The following is a 16,934-nucleotide window of genomic DNA, read 5'->3' on the forward strand; positions in this document are numbered from 1 at the left end:
CGAATCACGGGGCGACCGGCGATGAGCCGCCCGGCCCAGGAGGCGGTGAGCCGCCCGGGCCGGGACGAGGGGGGACACGAGGGGGAGGGGACCCGCATGGAGGCCGACGATCTGCTGCCGTTGATCGCCCAGGGAGACCAGCCGGCGTTCGAGAAGCTGTACGGCCTGGTCTCCGGGCCGGTCTACGGACTGGTCCGCCGCGTCCTGCGTGATCCGGCGCAGTCCGAGGAAGTGGTCCAGGAGGTGCTGCTCGAACTGTGGCGGACGGCGGGCCGCTTCGATCCGGCGCGCGGTAGCGCCCTGTCCTGGATCCTCACGCTCGCCCATCGCAGGGCGGTGGACCGGGTACGCAGTGTCCGCGCGGCGAACGACCGCGAACGGCGTGTGGCCGGGCGCGGCGAAGGACCCGCCTTCGACCAGGTCGCCGAGGCGGTCGAGGCCAACCTGGAGCGCGAACGGGTGCGCCGCTGCCTCCGGCGCCTCACCGACCTCCAGCGCCAGGCCGTCACCCTCGCCTACTACGACGGCTATACGTATCGCGAAGTCGCCCGGCGCCTCTCCGTCCCGCTCGGCACCGTCAAGACGCGGATGCGGGACGGGCTGCTGCGCCTGCGCGACTGCCTGGGCGCCGCCACGGGAGGCGCGACATGACGCGCGGCACGGAGGGGGACCTCAGGGTGTTCGCCGCGGGGCGGTCGCGCCTCCGCCGTGCCGTCCACTCCCTGGCCGTCCCCTACGCCCTGGACGCCCTCGACCCCCGTGAACTGCGCCGCTTCGAGCGGCATCTGGGCCGCTGCCCGGGCTGCCGGGCGGAGACCAGGGAGCTGGGCGAGGGCGCCGTACGCCTGGCGGGCGCGGCGGCGACACCTCCGCCGCCCGCTCTGCGCGAGCGGGTGCTCGCCGCCGTACGCACGACGGAGCAGGAGCCGCCCCCGCGGGCGCCCGCCGCTCCGAGCGCGCCCCCACGCACCCGCGCACTCTTTCTTCCGGTCGTCGCCTTCACCGCGCTCGTGCTGGCGGTGTGCGCGATCCTCGCCGTCCAGCTGATCCGTTCCGACGGCCGACTCGACCGCGAGCGCGCCGACGCACGTGAGATCGCCCACGTCCTGGCCGCTCCGGATGCCCGCGCGAGCGCGGAGCGGGACGTGTGGGGGCGCGGCATCACCGTCGTCGCGTCGGAGTCCAGGCGGCGCGCCGTGGTGGCCGTCACGGGGCTCGGGGCGCCGCCTCGGGGCCGTGCGCACCAACTGTGGGTGATGCGGACCCCTTCGGAGGCCCGTTCCCTGGGCCTCCTCACGGGTGAAACGCCGGTGATCGCCACGGGCCTGAGCGCGTCCGCCACGTCACTGGCCGTGACCGTCGAACCCGATGGGGGCTCAGAGGAGCCCACTTATGCCCCTCTTGTCCAACTCGCCCTGGAATCAGTTGGATTCGGAGAGTAATCGTCAACCTCCTTACTGGGTAGGTGAATCCTGTGACCGGGATACACGGGTGTCCGGACGGGGCGATAGGGTTAACCTGCCCTGGGCCGGGTGCCCTCGTACGGGTGGGGAGTGACATGGAACAGATAACGGTGCGCAGCAGGGCGCGTGTCCCTGCGATCACCTGCGGGAGCAGCGCGACCAGCTCGCGTCTCGACCGCCATCTCTCAGTGCTGGGCGGCCCCGCCGTTCCGCAGCGCGAGACGGCGGAGGCGACGCTGCTGATGCGTGAGCTGACCTCGCGGGGCGCGCACGACCACAGTGGCCGAGGTGCACGTGTGCGGAGGGTCTCCCTCTTCGCTCCCTTGCGCAGGCTGCGGCGGTCGCTCTTTGGGGGTCGCTGACCACGGGTGGTCGGGGGTTCGGCCGCCGCTCAGCGGCGGATTGCTCCCACCCACCCGCCCCTTCCCTTACTGCACACGTCACTCATCACGTCCCTTCCGTAACACCCGTGTCATGCGCACCTGTTGACGCCGCAACTTCCGGGCCCCAATGTGGCTGATTGTTTGGCTGATACACCCAACCTCACCCCCGGAGGTGCGCGTGTGTGACCTGCACGATCAGCATGAGCATGAGCATGAGCATGAGGCACTCCCCGCGGGCGGACCGCCCCTGAGCCGCCGCCACATCATGCAGCTCCTCGGCGCGGCCGGTGTCACCGCCGGTGTCATGACCGCCGACGCGGACCCGGCGATGGCCGCCGGCACCGACGACAGTCCCGCCGCCTACGAAGCCCCCGAAGGCCTTGCGGCCGACACCCCCGCCAAGCGGGCGGCGCTCGACTGGATCTCCTCCCACGACGACCGCATCACCGGCCTGAACGCCGAGATCTGGGACAACGCGGAACTGTCCCTGCGCGAGTGGAAGTCCTCCATCGCGGAGGCCGACTTCCTCGAACGGGCCGGATTCGACGTCGAGTTCGGCACCGCGGGCTTCCCGACGGCGTTCACCGCGACCTTCACGCACGGCAAGGACGGCCCCGTCCTCGGCTTCAGCGGCGAGTACGACGCGCTGCCCGGCCTCTCCCAGAACAAGGGCGTGGGCCACCACGATCCGCGCGAGTACATCCACGACCCCTTCGCGCCCAGCTACGGCCCCGGCCACGGCTGCGGCCACAGCGCGCTCGGCACGGCTGCCGCCGCCGCGGCGGCGGCCGTCGCGCAGGCGGCCAAGAAGCACCGGCTGCCCGTCACCGTGAAGTTCTTCGGCTCCACGGCCGAGGAGATGCTGATCGGCAAGACGTACGCCGTCAGCAAGGGGGTGTACGACGGCCTCGACGCGTTCCTGGACTGGCACCCCTCGACGGCCAACGCGACGGGCTGGGGCAGCACCACCGCGATGAGCGCCGTCACCTTCACCTTCCTCGGCGTGGCCGGGCACGGCGGCACCCCGCTCGGCAACAAGTCCGCGCTCGACGCCGCCGTGATGATGGCGACGATGTCGGAGTTCCTGCGCGAGGAGAACCTCGCGCCGAGCGGCCGCCTGCACTGGGTGATCAACAACGGCGGTGACATCCCGAACGTCACCGCGGAGATCGCCGAGATCTCCTACTACGTGCGCGAAGGAAGCCCCGCCCGCGTCCAGGTCCTCCTGGACAAGGTGATCGCGGTCTCCGAGGCGGCGGCGAAGGCCTCCCGGACGACCGTCCGCCACCGCGTCACGTCGGCCTGCTGGAACCAGCTCCCGGCCAAGGCCTTCGCCGAGCTCCTGCACGCGAACATGCGGGAGATAGGACCGCCCCGATTCAGCTCCGAGGCCCACGAGTTGGCCAAGGAGCTCCAGGAGTCCCTCGGTCTGCCCCAGAAGGGCATGCACGACAAGGTCGGTGAACTGACCCCGCCCAGCCCGGTGTTCATGGGCGGCGGCTCCACGGACGTCGCCGACATCAGCTGGAACGTCCCCACCGTCTCGATGGGCGCCGCGCTCGCCCCCATCGGCACCAAGATGCACACCTGGTCCACGGCGGCCTGCGCGGCGGCCGCGCCCGGCCAGGCCGCGGTGATCGCCGCGGCGAAGTATCTGGCGGCGACGGCGGTCGACCTGATCACGCAGCCCGAGCGGCTGAAGGCGGTCAAGGACGAGTTCAAGGAGCGTACGAAGGGCGTGAGTTGGAAGACCGCGCTGCCGGACGGCTATGAGCCGCCGATGTACGAACCCCCGGCGTGGTTCCTGAAGAAGACGGGCCAGAAGTGGCCGCCGTCGAACATCACCTGGCCGCCGAAGCGGGTCGTGTCCCAGGAGAAGTTCTCGTCACTGGGGCCGGAGCTCGAACCCCAGAAGTAGGCCGGAAGCAGAGGCGTGACGCGAGTTCGTCCGCTCACCGTCCGCCGCGCGTGTACCGGCGGACGGCGAGCGGTACGCACACGCCGAGCAGCACCAGCGACCAGAGGATCGACCCGGCCACGGGGTGCGCCACCGGCCAGGCGGCGTCCGCGGGCACGGGCGCGTTGCCGAACAGATCGCGCACCGCCGTGGCCACCGCGCTGATCGGGTTCCACTCGGCGACGGTGCGCAGCCAGCCGGGAAGCCCGTCGGCGGGGATGTACGCGTTCGAGAGCAGCGGCAGCATGAACGTCGCGCCGCCCAGCTGGCCCGCCGCCTCCTCGCTCTGCGATGCGAGCCCGAGCAGGATGCCGACCCAGGTCGTCGCGAACCGGAAGAGCAGCAACAGGCCGAAGGCGCCCAGGGCCTGGAGCGGTCCGCCCTCGATGCGCCACCCCATCGCAAGCCCGACGAGGATCAGCGGCACGAGCCCCACGGCGGTGGTCAGCAGATCGGCGGCGGCCTGCCCGAGCGGCACCGCCGAGCGGCTCATGGGCATCGTGCGGAAGCGGTCCATGACGCCCCGGTGGGAGTCCTGGGCGGCGGTGAACATGCCGGTCATGATGCCGTTCGCGGTGGTCGCGACGAGCATGCCCGGGACGAGGAAGGCGCGGTAGTCGGCGCCGGGCATGGCCAGGGCGCTGCCGAAGACGTAGCCGAAGAAGAGCAGGAAGACGATGGGCATCGTCTGCGTCATGAGGAGGATGGCGGGCGCGTGCTTGATGCGCTGAAGGTGCCGGCCGAGGACGGCGGTGCCGTCGTAGAGGATGGCGCTCAAGAGGGACTCCGTGGGTAGACCCCACCTGTTCGCTGCGGGGCGATCCGGTGGGTGGGCGGGAAACGTCCGCCGGGAAGCGGCGGTCTAGGAGACGCGAGCGGCGACGAGCCGCAGAAACACCTCGTCGAGCGTCGGCGCCCGAAGCGTCGCGTCCACGACAGGCACCCCCGCGGCATCCAGCTCCCGTACGACCCGCGGCAGCGTCAGATCCATGTCGAGGGCGACCACTCCGGCGGTGCGCCGTTCGGCGTCCAGGACCGGCTCGGCCCCGGTGAGCTGGTCGAGGACGACCGCGGCGGCGGACAGCGCCTGCGCCGCCGCGTCCTGCGGGAGGACGACCTCGACGTAGCTCCCGATCTGGGCCTTCAGCGCGGCAGGGGTGCCGCGATGTGCGGCCCGGCCTCCGTCGATCAACACGACCTCGTCGGCGAGCTGATCGGCCTCCTCCAGATACTGCGTGGTCAGCAGCACGGTCGTCCCCGCGGCGGCCAGTTCGCGTACGGCGTCCCAGATGCCGTTCCGGCTGTGCGGGTCGAGCCCGGTGGTGGGCTCGTCCAGGAAGAGCACCCTCGGCCGCACCAGGAGACTCGCCGCCAGGTCGAGCCGCCGCCGCATCCCACCGGAGTACGTGCGCGCGGGACGGTCGGCCGCGTCCGTCAGGCCGAACTGCTCGAGCAGTTCGTCGCCCCGCGCCCGCGGGGCCCGCAGCAGCCGGGCGAAGAGCCGCAGATTCTCCCGCCCGGTCAGATCGCCGTCCACGGAGGCGTACTGCCCGGTCACCCCGATGAGCCGCCGCACCGCGGCGGCCTCCCGCACCACGTCGTGCCCCGCGACGCGCGCGGTCCCGGCATCCGGCGTCTGGAGCGTGGTGAGCAGGCGCACCGCGGTCGTCTTGCCCGCTCCGTTGGGCCCGAGCAGTCCGCAGACGGTGCCCTCGGGGACGGCGAGGTCGAGCCCCGTCAGGGCGTGGACCTCGCCGAACCGCTTCTCCAGACCCTCACTAAGTACAGCGTACGTAGAAGTCATGTCCGTACGGTACCTCACTACGTACGCTGTACGTAACTAACATGGGGGGCGAGGTGATGATCAATGGCGGGCCGAGCGGCCGAACCGGAAGTGATCTGGGCGCGCCCCGAGCGTGCGGGCCGTGGCCCGAAGCCCGCGTACAGCAGGGCGGACATCGCCGCGGCGGCCGTCCGCATCGCCGACGCGGACGGCATCGACGCGGTCTCCATGCGGAGAGTCGCGGGCGAGCTCGGCTGCGGCACCATGTCGCTCTACAACTACGTACCGCGCAAAGAAGACCTGAACGAGCTGATGGTCGACGCGGTGAGCGGCGAGTACGAACTGCCGGCCGGACCGCCGGGCAGCGACTGGCGTGCGGAGATGCTGGCGCTCGGCCGCCAGACGCGCGCCATCATGCGCCGCCACCCGTGGCTGCCGCGGATCATGTCGGCGCTCTACGGCTTCAGCCCGAACGCACTGCGCTACCTGGAGCACTGCCTCGGCGCCCTGGAGGGCCTGGACGCTCCCTACGGCACCAAGATGGAGCTGATCGGGATGGTCAACGGCTCGGTCATGACGTACGTCGTCAACGAGTTCGCCATGGCCGAGCGCGCGCGGGCACTGCCGTGGACGGAGGAGCAGGAGCAGCAGGCGCGGTTCGCCTATCTCGCCGGGCAGGTCGCCGGTGGGGCCTATCCGCGGCTCGCGGCGGCGCTCACCGAGGGGCCCGCGCCGGGGAACTCCGACGAGCTCTTCGAGCGGATGCTGAACAGGCTCCTGGACTCGTTCGCCTGAGCGGCGGTGACAAAGGCGCCTAGGCCGGCGCCTCTTGCTGGTCCTCCTGGTCCTCCTGGTCCTCCTGGTCCTCCTGGTCCCGGAACTCCAGCCGGGCCAGCTCGCCGCGCGATGCCACGCCCAGCTTCGGATAGGCGTTGTAGAGGTGGTAGCCCACCGTGCGGGGCGAGAGGAACAGCTGGGCGCCGATGTCCCGGTTGGTCATGCCGGACGCCGCGAGCCGCACGACCTGGCGCTCCTGCGGGGTGAGCCGGTCCAGGGGAGCCGTGTCGCCGGTCTGCCGCGCGCGGCTCTCGCCGGTGGCCCGCAGTTCGGCGCGCGCCCGCTCGGCCCACGGCGGCGCGGCGAGCAGCTCGAAGGTGTCGAGGGCCGAGCGCAGCGGCGTACGGGCCTCGCTCCTGCGGCCCGCGCGGCGCAGCCACTCCCCGAAGAGCAGCTCCGTGCGGGCCCGTTCGAAGGGGCGGCCGTCGTCGACGTGCAGCGCGAGAGCTTCCTCGTACGCCGGTCCTGCCTCGGCATCCGGGGCCAGCAGCGCACGGCAGCGGGCGGCCAGCGCCCGCGCCCAGACGGCCCCGGTGTGCTCGGCCCATGCGGCGAAGCCCCGTGCCGAGTCCCGTACGGAATCGGCCTGTCCGGTCCCGGCGCGCACGGCGGCCTCGACCCGGTCCGGCACGCAGTACAGGACGACGATCGTGTGGCCCGACGGGCTCGCCGCGACGTCCTCGTACGCGCGAAGGGCGGCTTCGTAGCGGCCGAGGCCCAGCTCCAGCATGCCGATCGCGACGCCGCCCCACACCTGGCCCGGCATGACCTGCCGCAGATCGCCCTTGGCGGCGAGCTCGCGGCAGCGCTCCTCGTCGCCTTCCAGCGCCGCGAGATAGGCGAGGACGCCCGACAACTGCCCCACGTAGTGCGGCTGTCCGGTGTCCCGCGCGATCTGGAGCCCTTCGGCGGCACCCGTCAGGGCGCAGCTGTGGCGGCCCAGGAAGATCCGCGCGCGGGTGCGCATGAGGAGCACCAGCGGCAGCGGGCCGAGCGCGCCCTGTTCACGGCACTCGCGGTCCAGCTCGGCGGCGAGGTCGTTGCCGGTCTCGAGGTCGCCGAGCGGTGCGAACCAGGAGGCGATCGATACGCGTTCGCGCAGGGTGTGCCCGCGGTCGTGGCGCTCGGCCCGCAGGCTCTCGAACAGAGCGCGCAGCGGCGGTAGTCCACTGCCCGGGTCGCCCGCCGCGAGCCGGGCGAGCCCCTCAGCGGCGGGCAGATAGGGCAGGGCGTGCGGGGGAGTCCTGAGGTCGAGACCGGCGATGCGGCGGCTGATCTCGTCGATCGACTGCCGGTGCCCGGACAGCCACGCGGCGGTCATCGCCTCATACACCATGAGCGCCGCCGTCTCGGGTGTGTGCGGGGCGATCTCGGCGGCCGTGTCGAGCAGCACGGAGTACGAGGCGTCGAGGCGGCCCTGCTCGCGGGCGACGGCGGCGCGCACCTGGGCGAGCTGTGCGAGGACGGCCGGGTCGGTCAGGTGCGGGGCGGCGCGCAGGGCGAGTTCGGCGGCGCGTTCGTTCTGGCCCGCGTCCGCGGCGGCCGACGCGGCGAGCGCCAGGCGCCGGGCGCGGTGGGTGCCGTCCGGGCTGAGCTGGGCGGCGCGTTCGCAGGCGGCGGCGACGGCCGCGTAGCCGCCGCGGGCCCGCGCGTGTTCAGCGGTCTGCTCCAGGATGCCGGCGACGTACTCGTCGGGCTCCGTGGTGGCCGCCGCCAGATGCCAGGCCCGGCGGTCGACGTTGCCCACGCAGGGCAGGGCCTCGGCCAGTGCGCGGTGCGCGGCGATGCGGTCGCCGACCGGGGCGCTCTGGTAGGCGGCGGCGCGGATCAGGGGGTGCCGGAAGGCGAGGCGTCCGCCGTCCAGGCTGAGCAGCTCCTTGCGCTCGGCGGGCTCCAGATCGGTGACGGAGGCGCCGAGCTTCCCGGCGGCGGTCGCCGTCACCGTCAGGTCGCCGGTGCCTTCGGCCGCCGCGACCACGAGCAGGGACCGGGTGGTCGGCGGCAGCGCGGATATCCGGTCCGCGAAGGTCCGCAGGAGACGGGAGTGGCTGGGCAGCGCACTCAAGTGGTAGCCGTAGGCGGGGATGTGGCCCTCGCGCTGGGCGGCGGGCAGCTCGCGCAGGGCGAGCGGGTTGCCGCCGGACTCGCCGCGGATCTGCTCGCGTACGTAGCGGGGCAGGTCGCCCGCGTGCTCGGCGAGGAGCTCGCCCGCGGCCTCGTCGTCGAGCCCGGTGAGCCGCAGCTCGGGCAGGCCCTGGGCGGGGAACGGCGGCGCGTGCGCGTCGCGGGCCGCGAACACCATGACGACGCCTTCGGCGGCGAGGCGCCGGGCGGCGAAGAGGAGGGCGTCCGCGGAGGCCTGGTCGAGCCATTGGGCGTCGTCGATCAGGCAGAGGAGGGAGCCTTCGCCCTCGGCGAGATCCGCGAGGAGGGTCAGCACGGCGAGGCCGATGAGGAAGCGGTCGGCCCGCGCGCTGGGCGCCAGCCCGAGGGCCGCGCGCAGGGCCTTGGCCTGGGGCTCGGGGAGGTCGTCGATGCGGTCGGTGACGCGGTGCAGGAGCAAGTGCAGTCCGGCGAAGGGGAGTTCGCTCTCGGCCTCGATGCCGGTTGCTTGCAGCAGGCTTGTGCGGTGGGTCGTGGCGTGCGCTGTGGCGGTCGCCGCCGCGTGGGCCAGCAGGACGGACTTGCCGATGCCGGCCTCTCCTCGTACGACGAGGGCGGCGCTGTGGCCCTGCCGGGCCTTGGCCAGCAGTCCATCCAGCAGGGCGGTTTCGCTGCCGCGTCCGTAGAGCATGGGTTGACCCTAACCGGGGGTGGGGGCCCTGGCGGGCGGCTTTGGGTGGGGCCCCGGGCAGGGGGGCTGGGGGATCAGTACCGCCGCTTCGCGGCGGGTCTTGCCCGCCCACCCGCCCGTTCACCCCGCGTCTGGATCCGCACCGCTCGTGCCGCCTGCTTCGCGGCGGGTCTCTCCCGCCCACCCGCCCGTTCACCCCGTGTCCGGGTCTGCACCGCTCGTGCCGCCCACCCATCCGTTCACCCCGCGCCCGGATCCGCACCGCCCATGCCGCCCGCTTCGCGGCGGGTCCGAGTGCCGGCTCAGCTGGAGGGAGGGCAGGATCGGTCCACCATGGCCCGAGGCCGCGGGGTAACGGGTGGGCGGGTGGGGAAGATCCGCCGCGCAGCGGCGGGACAGGGGCGCACGCCTGATGTGCGCCGGAACAGCGGATCCGAGGCGCAGCCTCAGGCGCACGGGTCCCGTGGGCCAGAGGCGAAGCCTCCATCGCGGGCAAGGCGCAACCGGAGGGAGGGGGACCAAGTGGGCCCGAGGCGCAGGCGCGGAGCTTGGGGGTACTGCTCAAGGCGTTGCCGCCAGGACCACCTTGCCCCGGCCATGGCCCCGCTCCACCTCCCGCTGCGCGTCCGCCGCTCGGTCCAGCTCGTACCGCGCGCGGATGTGCACCCGCAGGGCTCCCTTCGCGTACAGGTCCGTCATTTCCGCCAGGCGGGGCGCCGTCCTCGTGCCGGTCAGTTCGGGCAGGCCCAGGCGGCGCGCCTCCTCCGTGGCGACCATCGTGATGACCCGGGTCGGGTCGTGCGTCACCGCCGCCGACGCCCGCAGCGCCTCCGCGCCCGCCCCGTCCAGCGCCGCGTCCACGCCATCCGGGGCGATCGCGCGCACCCGTTCCTCCAGGCCGTCGCCGTACGTAACGGGGATCGCGCCCAGCGACCGCAGATGGTCGTGGTTGGCCTCGCTCGCCGTGCCGATCACCGTCCTCGCGCCCCACGCCCTCGCCAACTGCACCGCCAGCGTGCCCAGTCCGCCCGCCGCCGCGTTGATCAGAACCGTGTCGCCCGGGCCCACCCGCATCGCGCTCAGCGCCATGTGCGCGCCCTGCGCGTTCCCCGAGAAGCCGCCCGCCACCGCCCACTCCATCGTGTCGGGCTTGGCGACCAGATTCTCCACCGGGACCACCGCGTACTCCGCGTACGAGCCGAGGAGGGAGAAGCCGAGCACCGGATCTCCCGGAGCGAAGCCCGTCGTCCCGGGGCCGAGCGCGTCCACCGTTCCCGCGAACTCATTGCCCGGCACGACGGGGAACACCGCCCCCGGCGGTCTGATCACGCCTTGCCGCAGCCCGATGTCGAACGGCATCACACCGGCCGCCCGAACGCGAACGCGGACCTCGCCCGGGCCGGGCGCGGGGACGGGCAGAATCACCGGGCGCAGCACCTCCGCCGGGCCGTAGGCCTCGAACGCTGCCGCCCGCATCGTCGTCGTAGTCGTAGCAGTCATGGGGGTTCCTCCCTTGAGCTGGGTGCGCTGAATGAGCCCCGTACGCCCCATACGTCCTATGCCTTCCATGCATCCTGTGCGTCCCGTATGCCGTAGCGTCGTCATGGCTTCAGGACCACCTTGCCGACCGTCTCCCGCCCCAGCAGCGCCGCGTGCGCCGCGCCCGCGTCCCGCAGCGGGAACGTCGTCACCGCCGGTACGAGCGTGCCGCGCGCCGCCTCCTCAAGCGCCCGCTCCTGGAGGCCGCGCAGGCCCCCGGGGACGCGTGCGATCCGCGGGCCCAGCGCGTACGTCGCCGTCAGGAGCTTGCCGTGCAGGTCCTTGGTGGCCAGCTCCGTGGGTGCCCCCGACGACCAGCCGTAGACGACGAACCGGCCGCCGAATCCCAGGAGTTCGAGCGCGGCGCGTCCCGCTTCGCCGCCCACGCTGTCGAAGGCGACGCTCACCTCGCGGCCCCCGAGCGCCGCGCGCACCTTCTGCGCCCAGTCGGGCTCGTTGTAGTCGACCGCCAGGTCCGCGCCCGATGCCCGCACCCGCGCAGCCTTCCCTGGCCCTCCCGCCGCGCCCACCACGGTCGCGCCCGCGTTCCGCGCGGCCTGCACGAGGAGCGTGCCGATGCCGCCCGCGGCGGCCGTCACCAGGACCACGTCGTCGGGTTCGAGCGCGGCGACGTGCAGGACGCCCAGCGCCATCCGGCCGGTGCCGACCATGGCGATCGCGGCCTCGTACGAGAGGGTCTCCGGCAGCGGGAACAGTGCCTCCATCTCGCGCACGGCCAGCTCCGCGTAGCCCGCGTTGACCAGGCCCAGGTGTGTCACCACCCGCCGGCCGAGCCACTCCTCGTCCACTCCCTCGCCGAGCCCGGCGACCACGCCCGCCACCTCACGGCCCGGCGTCATCGGCAACTCGGGGATCGGGAAAGGGAGTTCGTCCGCCGCTCCCTTCTGGAGCGCGGTGTCGAGGAGGTGGACTCCCGCCGCCTCGACGGCGATACGGACCTGGCCGGGGCCCGGCACCGGGTCGGCGACCTCCTCGTACCGCAGGTTCTCGGGCCCGCCGAAGGCGTGCAGTCGGATCGCTCGCATGGCCAACTCGCTTTCGTCGCCGACGGGCCGAACTGCCCGTGCTGACAACCAGAAAGCTAGGGAGCACCCAGGGTCCGGTGCCTCTGTCGGGCGACCGGGATCATGACGGGGTGGTGACCGGGTGCCGACTGGGTACCGGTCAGGTACTGACCGGGGGGCGACTGGGGTCCGCGCACCCGGTCGTTCCCAGTCGTACGACAGAGGCGACGCCCAGGCTCCTCTTCCTAGCGTCGACCCCATGACGCACGCGACCTGTGACACCACGCCACCCCCGACGCCCGCCGCCGGGACCACCCTCACCAGGACCCGCTGGACGCCGGTCGCCGTCATGGCCCTCGCCATGCTGATGGTCACCCTGGAGCTGAGCCTCTCCTCCGTGACGCTGCCCGCGATCGGCGCCGACCTCGGCGTCGGGACCTCCGCGACCCAGTGGGTGCTCCTCGCCTACGCCCTGCCGACGGCAGCCCTCGCGATCCCCGCCGGACGGTGGACGGACCGGGTCGACCTGCGTGCCGTGTTCCTCTTCTCCGTCCCGGCGATCGGGCTCACCAGCGTCCTCGCCGCCGCCGCGCCGAACCTCCCCGTGCTCCTCGCCGCCCGCGTCCTGCAAGGCGTCGCGGGCGCCCTGGCCGTGGCGGTGTACCTGCCGGTGGTCGCCGCCGTCGTACGGCCCGAACAGCGGGGCCGCGCGATGGGCTACATCGCCACGATCATGCCGATCGGCTCGATGGGCGGCTCGTCCCTGGGCGGGTTCGTCGCGGACGCGTACGGCTGGCGGCCGGTGCTGCTGATGAAGGTCCCGGTCCTGATCGTCGTGGTCTGGCTCGGCGCGCGCTACATCCCCTCCACCGGGGGCGGGCTCACCCGGCCCGACCGGTCCCTGGTGGGCGACGGCCTGGTCCTCGGCGGTTCGGTGACCGCGCTCCTGGTGGCCTTCGACCGGATCGAGGCCGGGCAGCCCGTCGTCGCCGGGCTGTTCTCGGTGGCCGCCGCCGCGCTCGCGGTGTGGTGGACGCGCCTGCGCTCGGCGCGCCCGGTGACCGGGCTCCTGCGGCGCAGGGCCATCGGCCTTCCGGTCCTCTCACTCCTGCTGACCGGCACGTTCGTGGGGCTCTCCTACTTCCTGCTGCCGTTCTACGTCGCCGACGTCCTGCACGAGAACGCCTCCCTGACCGGCCTCGCGATGGTCTTCTTCATCGGTACGGTGGCCCTCTGCTCGCCGGTCAGCGGCCGGCTCGCCGACCGGCTGCCCGGCAGACTGGTGGGGGCGGCGGGACTGCTCCTGGTCATCGGCGGTCTGCTGAGCATGCTGACGCTCGGTTCCGGTGCCGGTCTTCTCGACATCGGCTGGCGGCTCGCCGTGATCGGAGTGGGACAGGCGCTGTTCGGTACGCCGGTGAACGCCTCGCTCCTGGCCGCCACACCGCCCGACCTGGTGGGCACCATCGGCGGCGTCGGCAACACCTTCCGCACCCTCGGCTTCACCGTCGGCCCCGCGATCGCGGCGCTCGCGTACGGCCTGGGCGGCGGGGGAGCGGGCGGTTTCCGCACAGGGGTCGCGGCGCTCGCGCTGCTGCAGGCCGCCGGGCTGGTGGCGCTGCTCGCGTCGGGCGGCAGCCGGAAGGCCGGGCAGGGTTAGCGGAGCGTCCCGAGGGAGCGCCCCGAGGAGGCGCGGCGTCGGGCGGCTCAGAGCAGGGCGAACTGGCCGCCGGGGCCCTCCTCGTGGTGGTCGAGCACCGACGCGGGGCGCCGCGCGGCGTCGGGTGCGGGGAGCACGCCCGCCCGGCGCAGCTCGTCGGCCGTGATCCCGGGTGCGAGATCGCCCGTCAACTCCTCCTGAAGCGGCCGGAGTTCTGCCAGCAGCGCAAGCACCGTGATGAGTTCGAGCAGCTCGGACGTCCACGCCTGCGGCCACTGCGCGGGACGGATCGCCTCCAAGGAGCCCGCCTCACCGGTGGCCGTGCGCCGCTCGCACCACAGCTCAAGGACGCGCACCCCGCTCACCTCGAAGTCCCACGCCTCCTGCGGCACCGGCGAGATGCGGCCGTCGTCCACGCACAGCGCCTCTTCGTCGGCGTCGTACGAGACCTCCACCGGCCGGGCGGGCAGCGGCGCCCTCACGTAGGGCCGCCGCCCGCCGGGAAGCTTCGGCCGCGCCCCGTCGCCGCGCGCCTGGAGCGCGAGCAGGCGGCGCCCCAACTCCGTGCCCCGCGCCCAGGTCCCGGCGTCGGCCGGCAGCGGAACCCGGCAGCCGGCCGGTGACGCCTGCGCCACGGCCAGCGTCCAGGACAGGAGATCCGCGGCTTCGACCTCGTGGCCCAGTGCCTTCGTGAGATGGGCGAGCAGCCCCGGCGCCACATTGGGTTCGAGGCCGCCGGGGCGGCGGAACAGCGGGCGGATGCGTCCCGGCCGCCCGGCGGGGGAGCGGCCGTCCGGCAGCACGGCGGACGCGAGCACCGCGGGCCCCGCGGAGCCGGTCACCTGCCCCTGCTCGACGAGGAACACCTGGCCTTCGCCCGCGACCCGCCACAGCTCGGGGCGAGCGGTGTCGATGAGCCGGTGGTCAGGGATCAGCCACTGCTCGTCGAAGGGGCCGTGCAGGACGCGCACCGGATCGGGGCAGGGGCCCGACTCGGCGGCCAGCGGGACCGTCGCGCCCTGATGGCCCGGGAGCTGGGCGACCGCCGTGTGCAGGGTGCGTGAGCGCGATGGGGAGAGCAGCCGCTCGCGCTCATCCGTGCCCGCCCGCACGAACGCGGCCCAGCGGGCCCTGAGGGATGCGGCGTCCGGTCCCATCGGCCACCCGCGGCCCGGCCGGAGCGGTGCGACGGACCACGGCATCAGGTCGGCGAGCAGCGCCGCTTGGTCGTGCGTCACGCCCGGCATCGTACGTCGAGACCCTTACGTCGCGTCGAGGGTGACCGTGAAGGAGAAGCGGTCGCCGCGGTAGTGGATGCGTGCCACGTCCAGAGCGTGCCCCTCCTCGTCGTAGGTGATGCCTGTGTAGTGCAGGATCGGGCTGAGCAGCGGTACTTCGAGGAGGCGGGCCGTCTCCGGGTCGGCGAGCGTGGCCTCGACGGTGTCGGTGATGCGGCTGATGCGCACGCCCACGACGTCGCGCAGGACCTTCGTCATGGGCCAGCGCGTCAGATCGTCGAGCTCGACGCGCTCGGCGAGCTCGGGGCGGATGAAGTTGTGGGCGTGATTGGTCGGTTCGCCCGTCTTCTCGTCGCTGCGCAGCCGGTGGTAGGTCGCCACCTCGGTCAGGTCGGGGAAGTGCTCGGCGAGTTCGCCGGAGACCGGAGCTGTGCCGTGCGCGAGGAGCTGGGTGCTCATGCCCGACTGCTGGGCCACGATCGCGTCGACCGAGCCGAGCAGCCGGACCGGGGAGCCGCGCTGGGCGCTGGGCTCGATGAACGTGCCGCGCCGCCGGTGGCGGGTGATCAGGCCCTCGTCCTCCAGCTCCTTGAGGGCCTGGCGCATGGTCAGGACGCTCACGCCGTAGTGCCCCGCCAGCTGCTCCTCGGTGGGCAGCCGGAGCGGGGCGTCGGGCGTGCGGCCGAGTATCGAGGCGCGCAGGGACTGCGACACCTGATACCAGAGCGGCAGTTTGCGATTCAGGACGATCGAGTCCGGGGCGAAAGCGGTCACGGTCTCTCCGAATCAGTCCGCATCGGCTTCGAAACGGGATCGATTGCGTGGTCGGCACGCGATCAGTTTCGAAAATGGCGCTCCAGACCCTCCCACACATCGTCGTATCCGCGCTGCAGATGGGCGGCCTGAGCTGCTTGTTCGGTCGCGGTCACCGGCCAGCGCGTCTCGAACATGAAGGCAAGGCCGTCGTCGATCTTCTGCGGCTTCAGCTCGGCGGCCGACGCCTTCTCGAAGGTGTCGCGGTCGGGGCCGTGCGCCGACATCATGTTGTGCAGCGAGCCGCCGCCGGGCACGAAGCCCTCCGCTTTCGCGTCGTACGCGCCCTCGATCAGGCCCATGTACTCGCTCATCACGTTCCGGTGGAAGTACGGCGGCCGGAAGGTGTCCTCGCCCACCAGCCAGCGCGGCGCGAAGACCACGAAGTCGACGCCCGCCAGGCCCGGGGTGTCGGACGGGGAGGTGAGCACCGTGAAGATCGACGGGTCCGGGTGGTCGTAGCTGATGGTGCCGAGGACGTTGAAGCGGCGCAGGTCATATACGTACGGGACGTGGTTGCCGTGCCAGGCGACGACGTCGAGCGGCGAGTGGTCGTAGGTCGCCCGCCACAGGTTCCCGCAGAACTTGTTCACCACCTCCACCGGGCGGTCCTCGTCCTCGTACGCGGCGACGGGGGCCCTGAAGTCCCGTGCGTTGGCCAGGCCGTTCGCGCCGATCGGGCCCAGGTCGGGGAGCTGGAAGGCCGCGCCGTAGTTCTCGCACACGTACCCGCGTGCGGTCTCGTCGAGCAGTTCGACGCGAAAGCGCACCCCGCGCGGGATCAGCGCCACCTCGCCCGGCTCGGCGCGCAGCAGCCCGAACTCGGTGCGAAGGAGCAGGCCGCCCTGCTCGGGGACGACGAGGAGTTCGCCGTCCGCGTCGCTGAACACCCGGTCCTTCATGGAGGAGTTGGCGTGGTAGAGGTGCACGGCCATGCCGGTGCGCTGCGTGGCGTCGCCGTTGCCGCCCAGGGTCCACAGGCCCGCGAGGAAGTCCGTGCCGGTGGCGGGCTCGGGGAGCGGGTTCCAGCGGAGGCGATTGGGGTCGGCGGCCTGCGGGAACGGCGCCGTGCGCAGCGCGCCGTTGTCGACTCGGGTGAACGCGGGGTGCGCGGCCGAGGGGCGGATGCGGTAGAGCCACGAGCGGCGGTTGTGCGCGCGGGGCTCGGTGAACGCGGTGCCGCTGAGCTGCTCCGCGTAGAGACCGAGGGGGGCGCGCTGGGGTGAGTTGCGCCCGTGCGGCAGGGCGCCGGGCACCGCCTCGGAGCTGTGTTCGTTGCCGAAGCCGGTGAGGTACGTCAGTGCCTCCGCCGTCTTGCGCGCGCCGTCCGCGTCCGCACGGCTGCCGTCGCTGGTCTGTTCCCGGCTCATCATCGCTCCCTCGTCAACGATTCCTATGGGACACCGTAGGATTCGGCTTTTCCTTCCGCAAGGGGGATCCAT

Annotated in this window: 14 protein-coding genes; 6 read left to right on the plus strand and 8 right to left on the minus strand. The window is 72.9% G+C overall.

Features of this window, described 5'->3' with window-relative positions; genetic code table 11:
• Positions 1–96 precede the first annotated feature (96 nt).
• The 4 genes from sigK to ACIGXX_RS36935 all read left to right on the plus strand — a co-directional run bounded on the left by sigK (position 97) and on the right by ACIGXX_RS36935 (position 3,764).
• Positions 97–651, plus strand: coding sequence for an ECF RNA polymerase sigma factor SigK (sigK, locus tag ACIGXX_RS36920; protein WP_351165139.1), 555 nt, complete (start codon positions 97–99; stop codon positions 649–651).
• Positions 648–1,442 carry an anti-sigma factor domain-containing protein gene (locus tag ACIGXX_RS36925; RefSeq protein WP_399982461.1) on the plus strand — a complete coding sequence of 265 codons (795 nt, stop codon included), beginning with the start codon at positions 648–650 and terminating at the stop codon, positions 1,440–1,442. The genes sigK and ACIGXX_RS36925 overlap by 4 nt, the downstream gene beginning before the upstream one ends.
• A gap of 116 nt (positions 1,443–1,558) precedes the next feature.
• On the plus strand, positions 1,559–1,825 hold the full coding sequence (locus ACIGXX_RS36930) for a hypothetical protein (protein WP_351165136.1): 267 nt from the start codon (positions 1,559–1,561) through the stop codon (positions 1,823–1,825).
• A 286-nt stretch (positions 1,826–2,111) separates the two neighbouring features.
• Positions 2,112–3,764 (plus strand): amidohydrolase, encoded by a 1,653-nt coding sequence (locus ACIGXX_RS36935; RefSeq protein WP_399982465.1) that lies wholly within the window; start codon positions 2,112–2,114, stop codon positions 3,762–3,764.
• A gap of 34 nt (positions 3,765–3,798) precedes the next feature.
• Here the strand turns inward: ACIGXX_RS36935 and ACIGXX_RS36940 are convergent, their stop codons facing one another.
• Both ACIGXX_RS36940 and ACIGXX_RS36945 read right to left on the minus strand, forming a co-directional pair.
• Positions 3,799–4,581, minus strand: a complete 783-nt coding sequence (locus ACIGXX_RS36940) for an ABC transporter permease (protein ID WP_383818026.1) — start codon at positions 4,579–4,581, stop codon at positions 3,799–3,801.
• An 84-nt stretch (positions 4,582–4,665) separates the two neighbouring features.
• Positions 4,666–5,607 carry an ATP-binding cassette domain-containing protein gene (locus ACIGXX_RS36945; protein ID WP_399982470.1) on the minus strand — a complete coding sequence of 314 codons (942 nt, stop codon included), beginning with the start codon at positions 5,605–5,607 and terminating at the stop codon, positions 4,666–4,668.
• 63 nt (positions 5,608–5,670) lie between these two features.
• Between ACIGXX_RS36945 and ACIGXX_RS36950 the strand changes: the two genes are divergently transcribed.
• Positions 5,671–6,381 (plus strand): TetR/AcrR family transcriptional regulator C-terminal domain-containing protein, encoded by a 711-nt coding sequence (locus tag ACIGXX_RS36950; protein ID WP_351165131.1) that lies wholly within the window; start codon positions 5,671–5,673, stop codon positions 6,379–6,381.
• 19 nt (positions 6,382–6,400) lie between these two features.
• On the opposite strand, the gene ACIGXX_RS36955 is transcribed toward ACIGXX_RS36950, so the two are convergent.
• From ACIGXX_RS36955 to ACIGXX_RS36965, 3 genes are all read right to left on the minus strand, one after another.
• Positions 6,401–9,217, minus strand: coding sequence for an AAA family ATPase (locus tag ACIGXX_RS36955; RefSeq protein WP_399982475.1), 2,817 nt, complete (start codon positions 9,215–9,217; stop codon positions 6,401–6,403).
• A gap of 561 nt (positions 9,218–9,778) precedes the next feature.
• Complete coding sequence (locus tag ACIGXX_RS36960; protein ID WP_399982478.1) at positions 9,779–10,717, minus strand: NADP-dependent oxidoreductase; 939 nt, start codon at positions 10,715–10,717, stop codon at positions 9,779–9,781.
• 101 nt (positions 10,718–10,818) lie between these two features.
• Positions 10,819–11,802, minus strand: coding sequence for a zinc-binding dehydrogenase (locus tag ACIGXX_RS36965; RefSeq protein WP_399982481.1), 984 nt, complete (start codon positions 11,800–11,802; stop codon positions 10,819–10,821).
• A 238-nt stretch (positions 11,803–12,040) separates the two neighbouring features.
• Here ACIGXX_RS36965 and ACIGXX_RS36970 point away from each other — a divergent pair, with 238 nt between their 5' ends.
• Positions 12,041–13,441, plus strand: coding sequence for an MFS transporter (locus tag ACIGXX_RS36970; protein WP_399982484.1), 1,401 nt, complete (start codon positions 12,041–12,043; stop codon positions 13,439–13,441).
• 47 nt (positions 13,442–13,488) lie between these two features.
• On the opposite strand, the gene ACIGXX_RS36975 is transcribed toward ACIGXX_RS36970, so the two are convergent.
• From ACIGXX_RS36975 to hmgA, 3 genes are all read right to left on the minus strand, one after another.
• Positions 13,489–14,688: a type ISP restriction/modification enzyme gene (locus tag ACIGXX_RS36975; protein WP_351165125.1), complete on the minus strand. Its 1,200-nt coding sequence runs from the start codon at positions 14,686–14,688 to the stop codon at positions 13,489–13,491.
• Positions 14,689–14,703: 15 nt separating this feature from the next.
• Positions 14,704–15,453, minus strand: a complete 750-nt coding sequence (locus ACIGXX_RS36980; RefSeq protein WP_351165123.1) for a GntR family transcriptional regulator — start codon at positions 15,451–15,453, stop codon at positions 14,704–14,706.
• A 62-nt stretch (positions 15,454–15,515) separates the two neighbouring features.
• On the minus strand, positions 15,516–16,862 hold the full coding sequence (gene hmgA, locus ACIGXX_RS36985; RefSeq protein ID WP_361473527.1) for a homogentisate 1,2-dioxygenase: 1,347 nt from the start codon (positions 16,860–16,862) through the stop codon (positions 15,516–15,518).
• Positions 16,863–16,934 lie beyond the last annotated feature (72 nt).

This window comes from Streptomyces sp. NPDC055243 (assembly GCF_044544025.1).
In the GTDB taxonomy this organism is placed as follows: Bacteria; Actinomycetota; Actinomycetes; order Streptomycetales; family Streptomycetaceae; genus Streptomyces.

Excerpts from the sequence above, each read along its gene's own strand:
- ACIGXX_RS36975 (WP_351165125.1), bottom strand. The coding sequence starts at position 14,688 with ATGCCGGGCGTGACGCACGACCAAGCGGCGCTGCTCGCCGACCTGATG.
- ACIGXX_RS36955 (WP_399982475.1), bottom strand. The coding sequence starts at position 9,217 with ATGCTCTACGGACGCGGCAGCGAAACCGCCCTGCTGGATGGACTGCTG.
- hmgA (WP_361473527.1), bottom strand. The coding sequence starts at position 16,862 with ATGAGCCGGGAACAGACCAGCGACGGCAGCCGTGCGGACGCGGACGGC.
- ACIGXX_RS36970 (WP_399982484.1), top strand. The coding sequence starts at position 12,041 with ATGACGCACGCGACCTGTGACACCACGCCACCCCCGACGCCCGCCGCC.
- ACIGXX_RS36930 (WP_351165136.1), top strand. The coding sequence starts at position 1,559 with ATGGAACAGATAACGGTGCGCAGCAGGGCGCGTGTCCCTGCGATCACC.
- ACIGXX_RS36945 (WP_399982470.1), bottom strand. The coding sequence starts at position 5,607 with ATGACTTCTACGTACGCTGTACTTAGTGAGGGTCTGGAGAAGCGGTTC.
- ACIGXX_RS36950 (WP_351165131.1), top strand. The coding sequence starts at position 5,671 with ATGGCGGGCCGAGCGGCCGAACCGGAAGTGATCTGGGCGCGCCCCGAG.
- sigK (WP_351165139.1), top strand. The coding sequence starts at position 97 with ATGGAGGCCGACGATCTGCTGCCGTTGATCGCCCAGGGAGACCAGCCG.
- ACIGXX_RS36960 (WP_399982478.1), bottom strand. The coding sequence starts at position 10,717 with ATGACTGCTACGACTACGACGACGATGCGGGCGGCAGCGTTCGAGGCC.
- ACIGXX_RS36965 (WP_399982481.1), bottom strand. The coding sequence starts at position 11,802 with ATGCGAGCGATCCGACTGCACGCCTTCGGCGGGCCCGAGAACCTGCGG.
- ACIGXX_RS36925 (WP_399982461.1), top strand. The coding sequence starts at position 648 with ATGACGCGCGGCACGGAGGGGGACCTCAGGGTGTTCGCCGCGGGGCGG.
- ACIGXX_RS36935 (WP_399982465.1), top strand. The coding sequence starts at position 2,112 with ATGCAGCTCCTCGGCGCGGCCGGTGTCACCGCCGGTGTCATGACCGCC.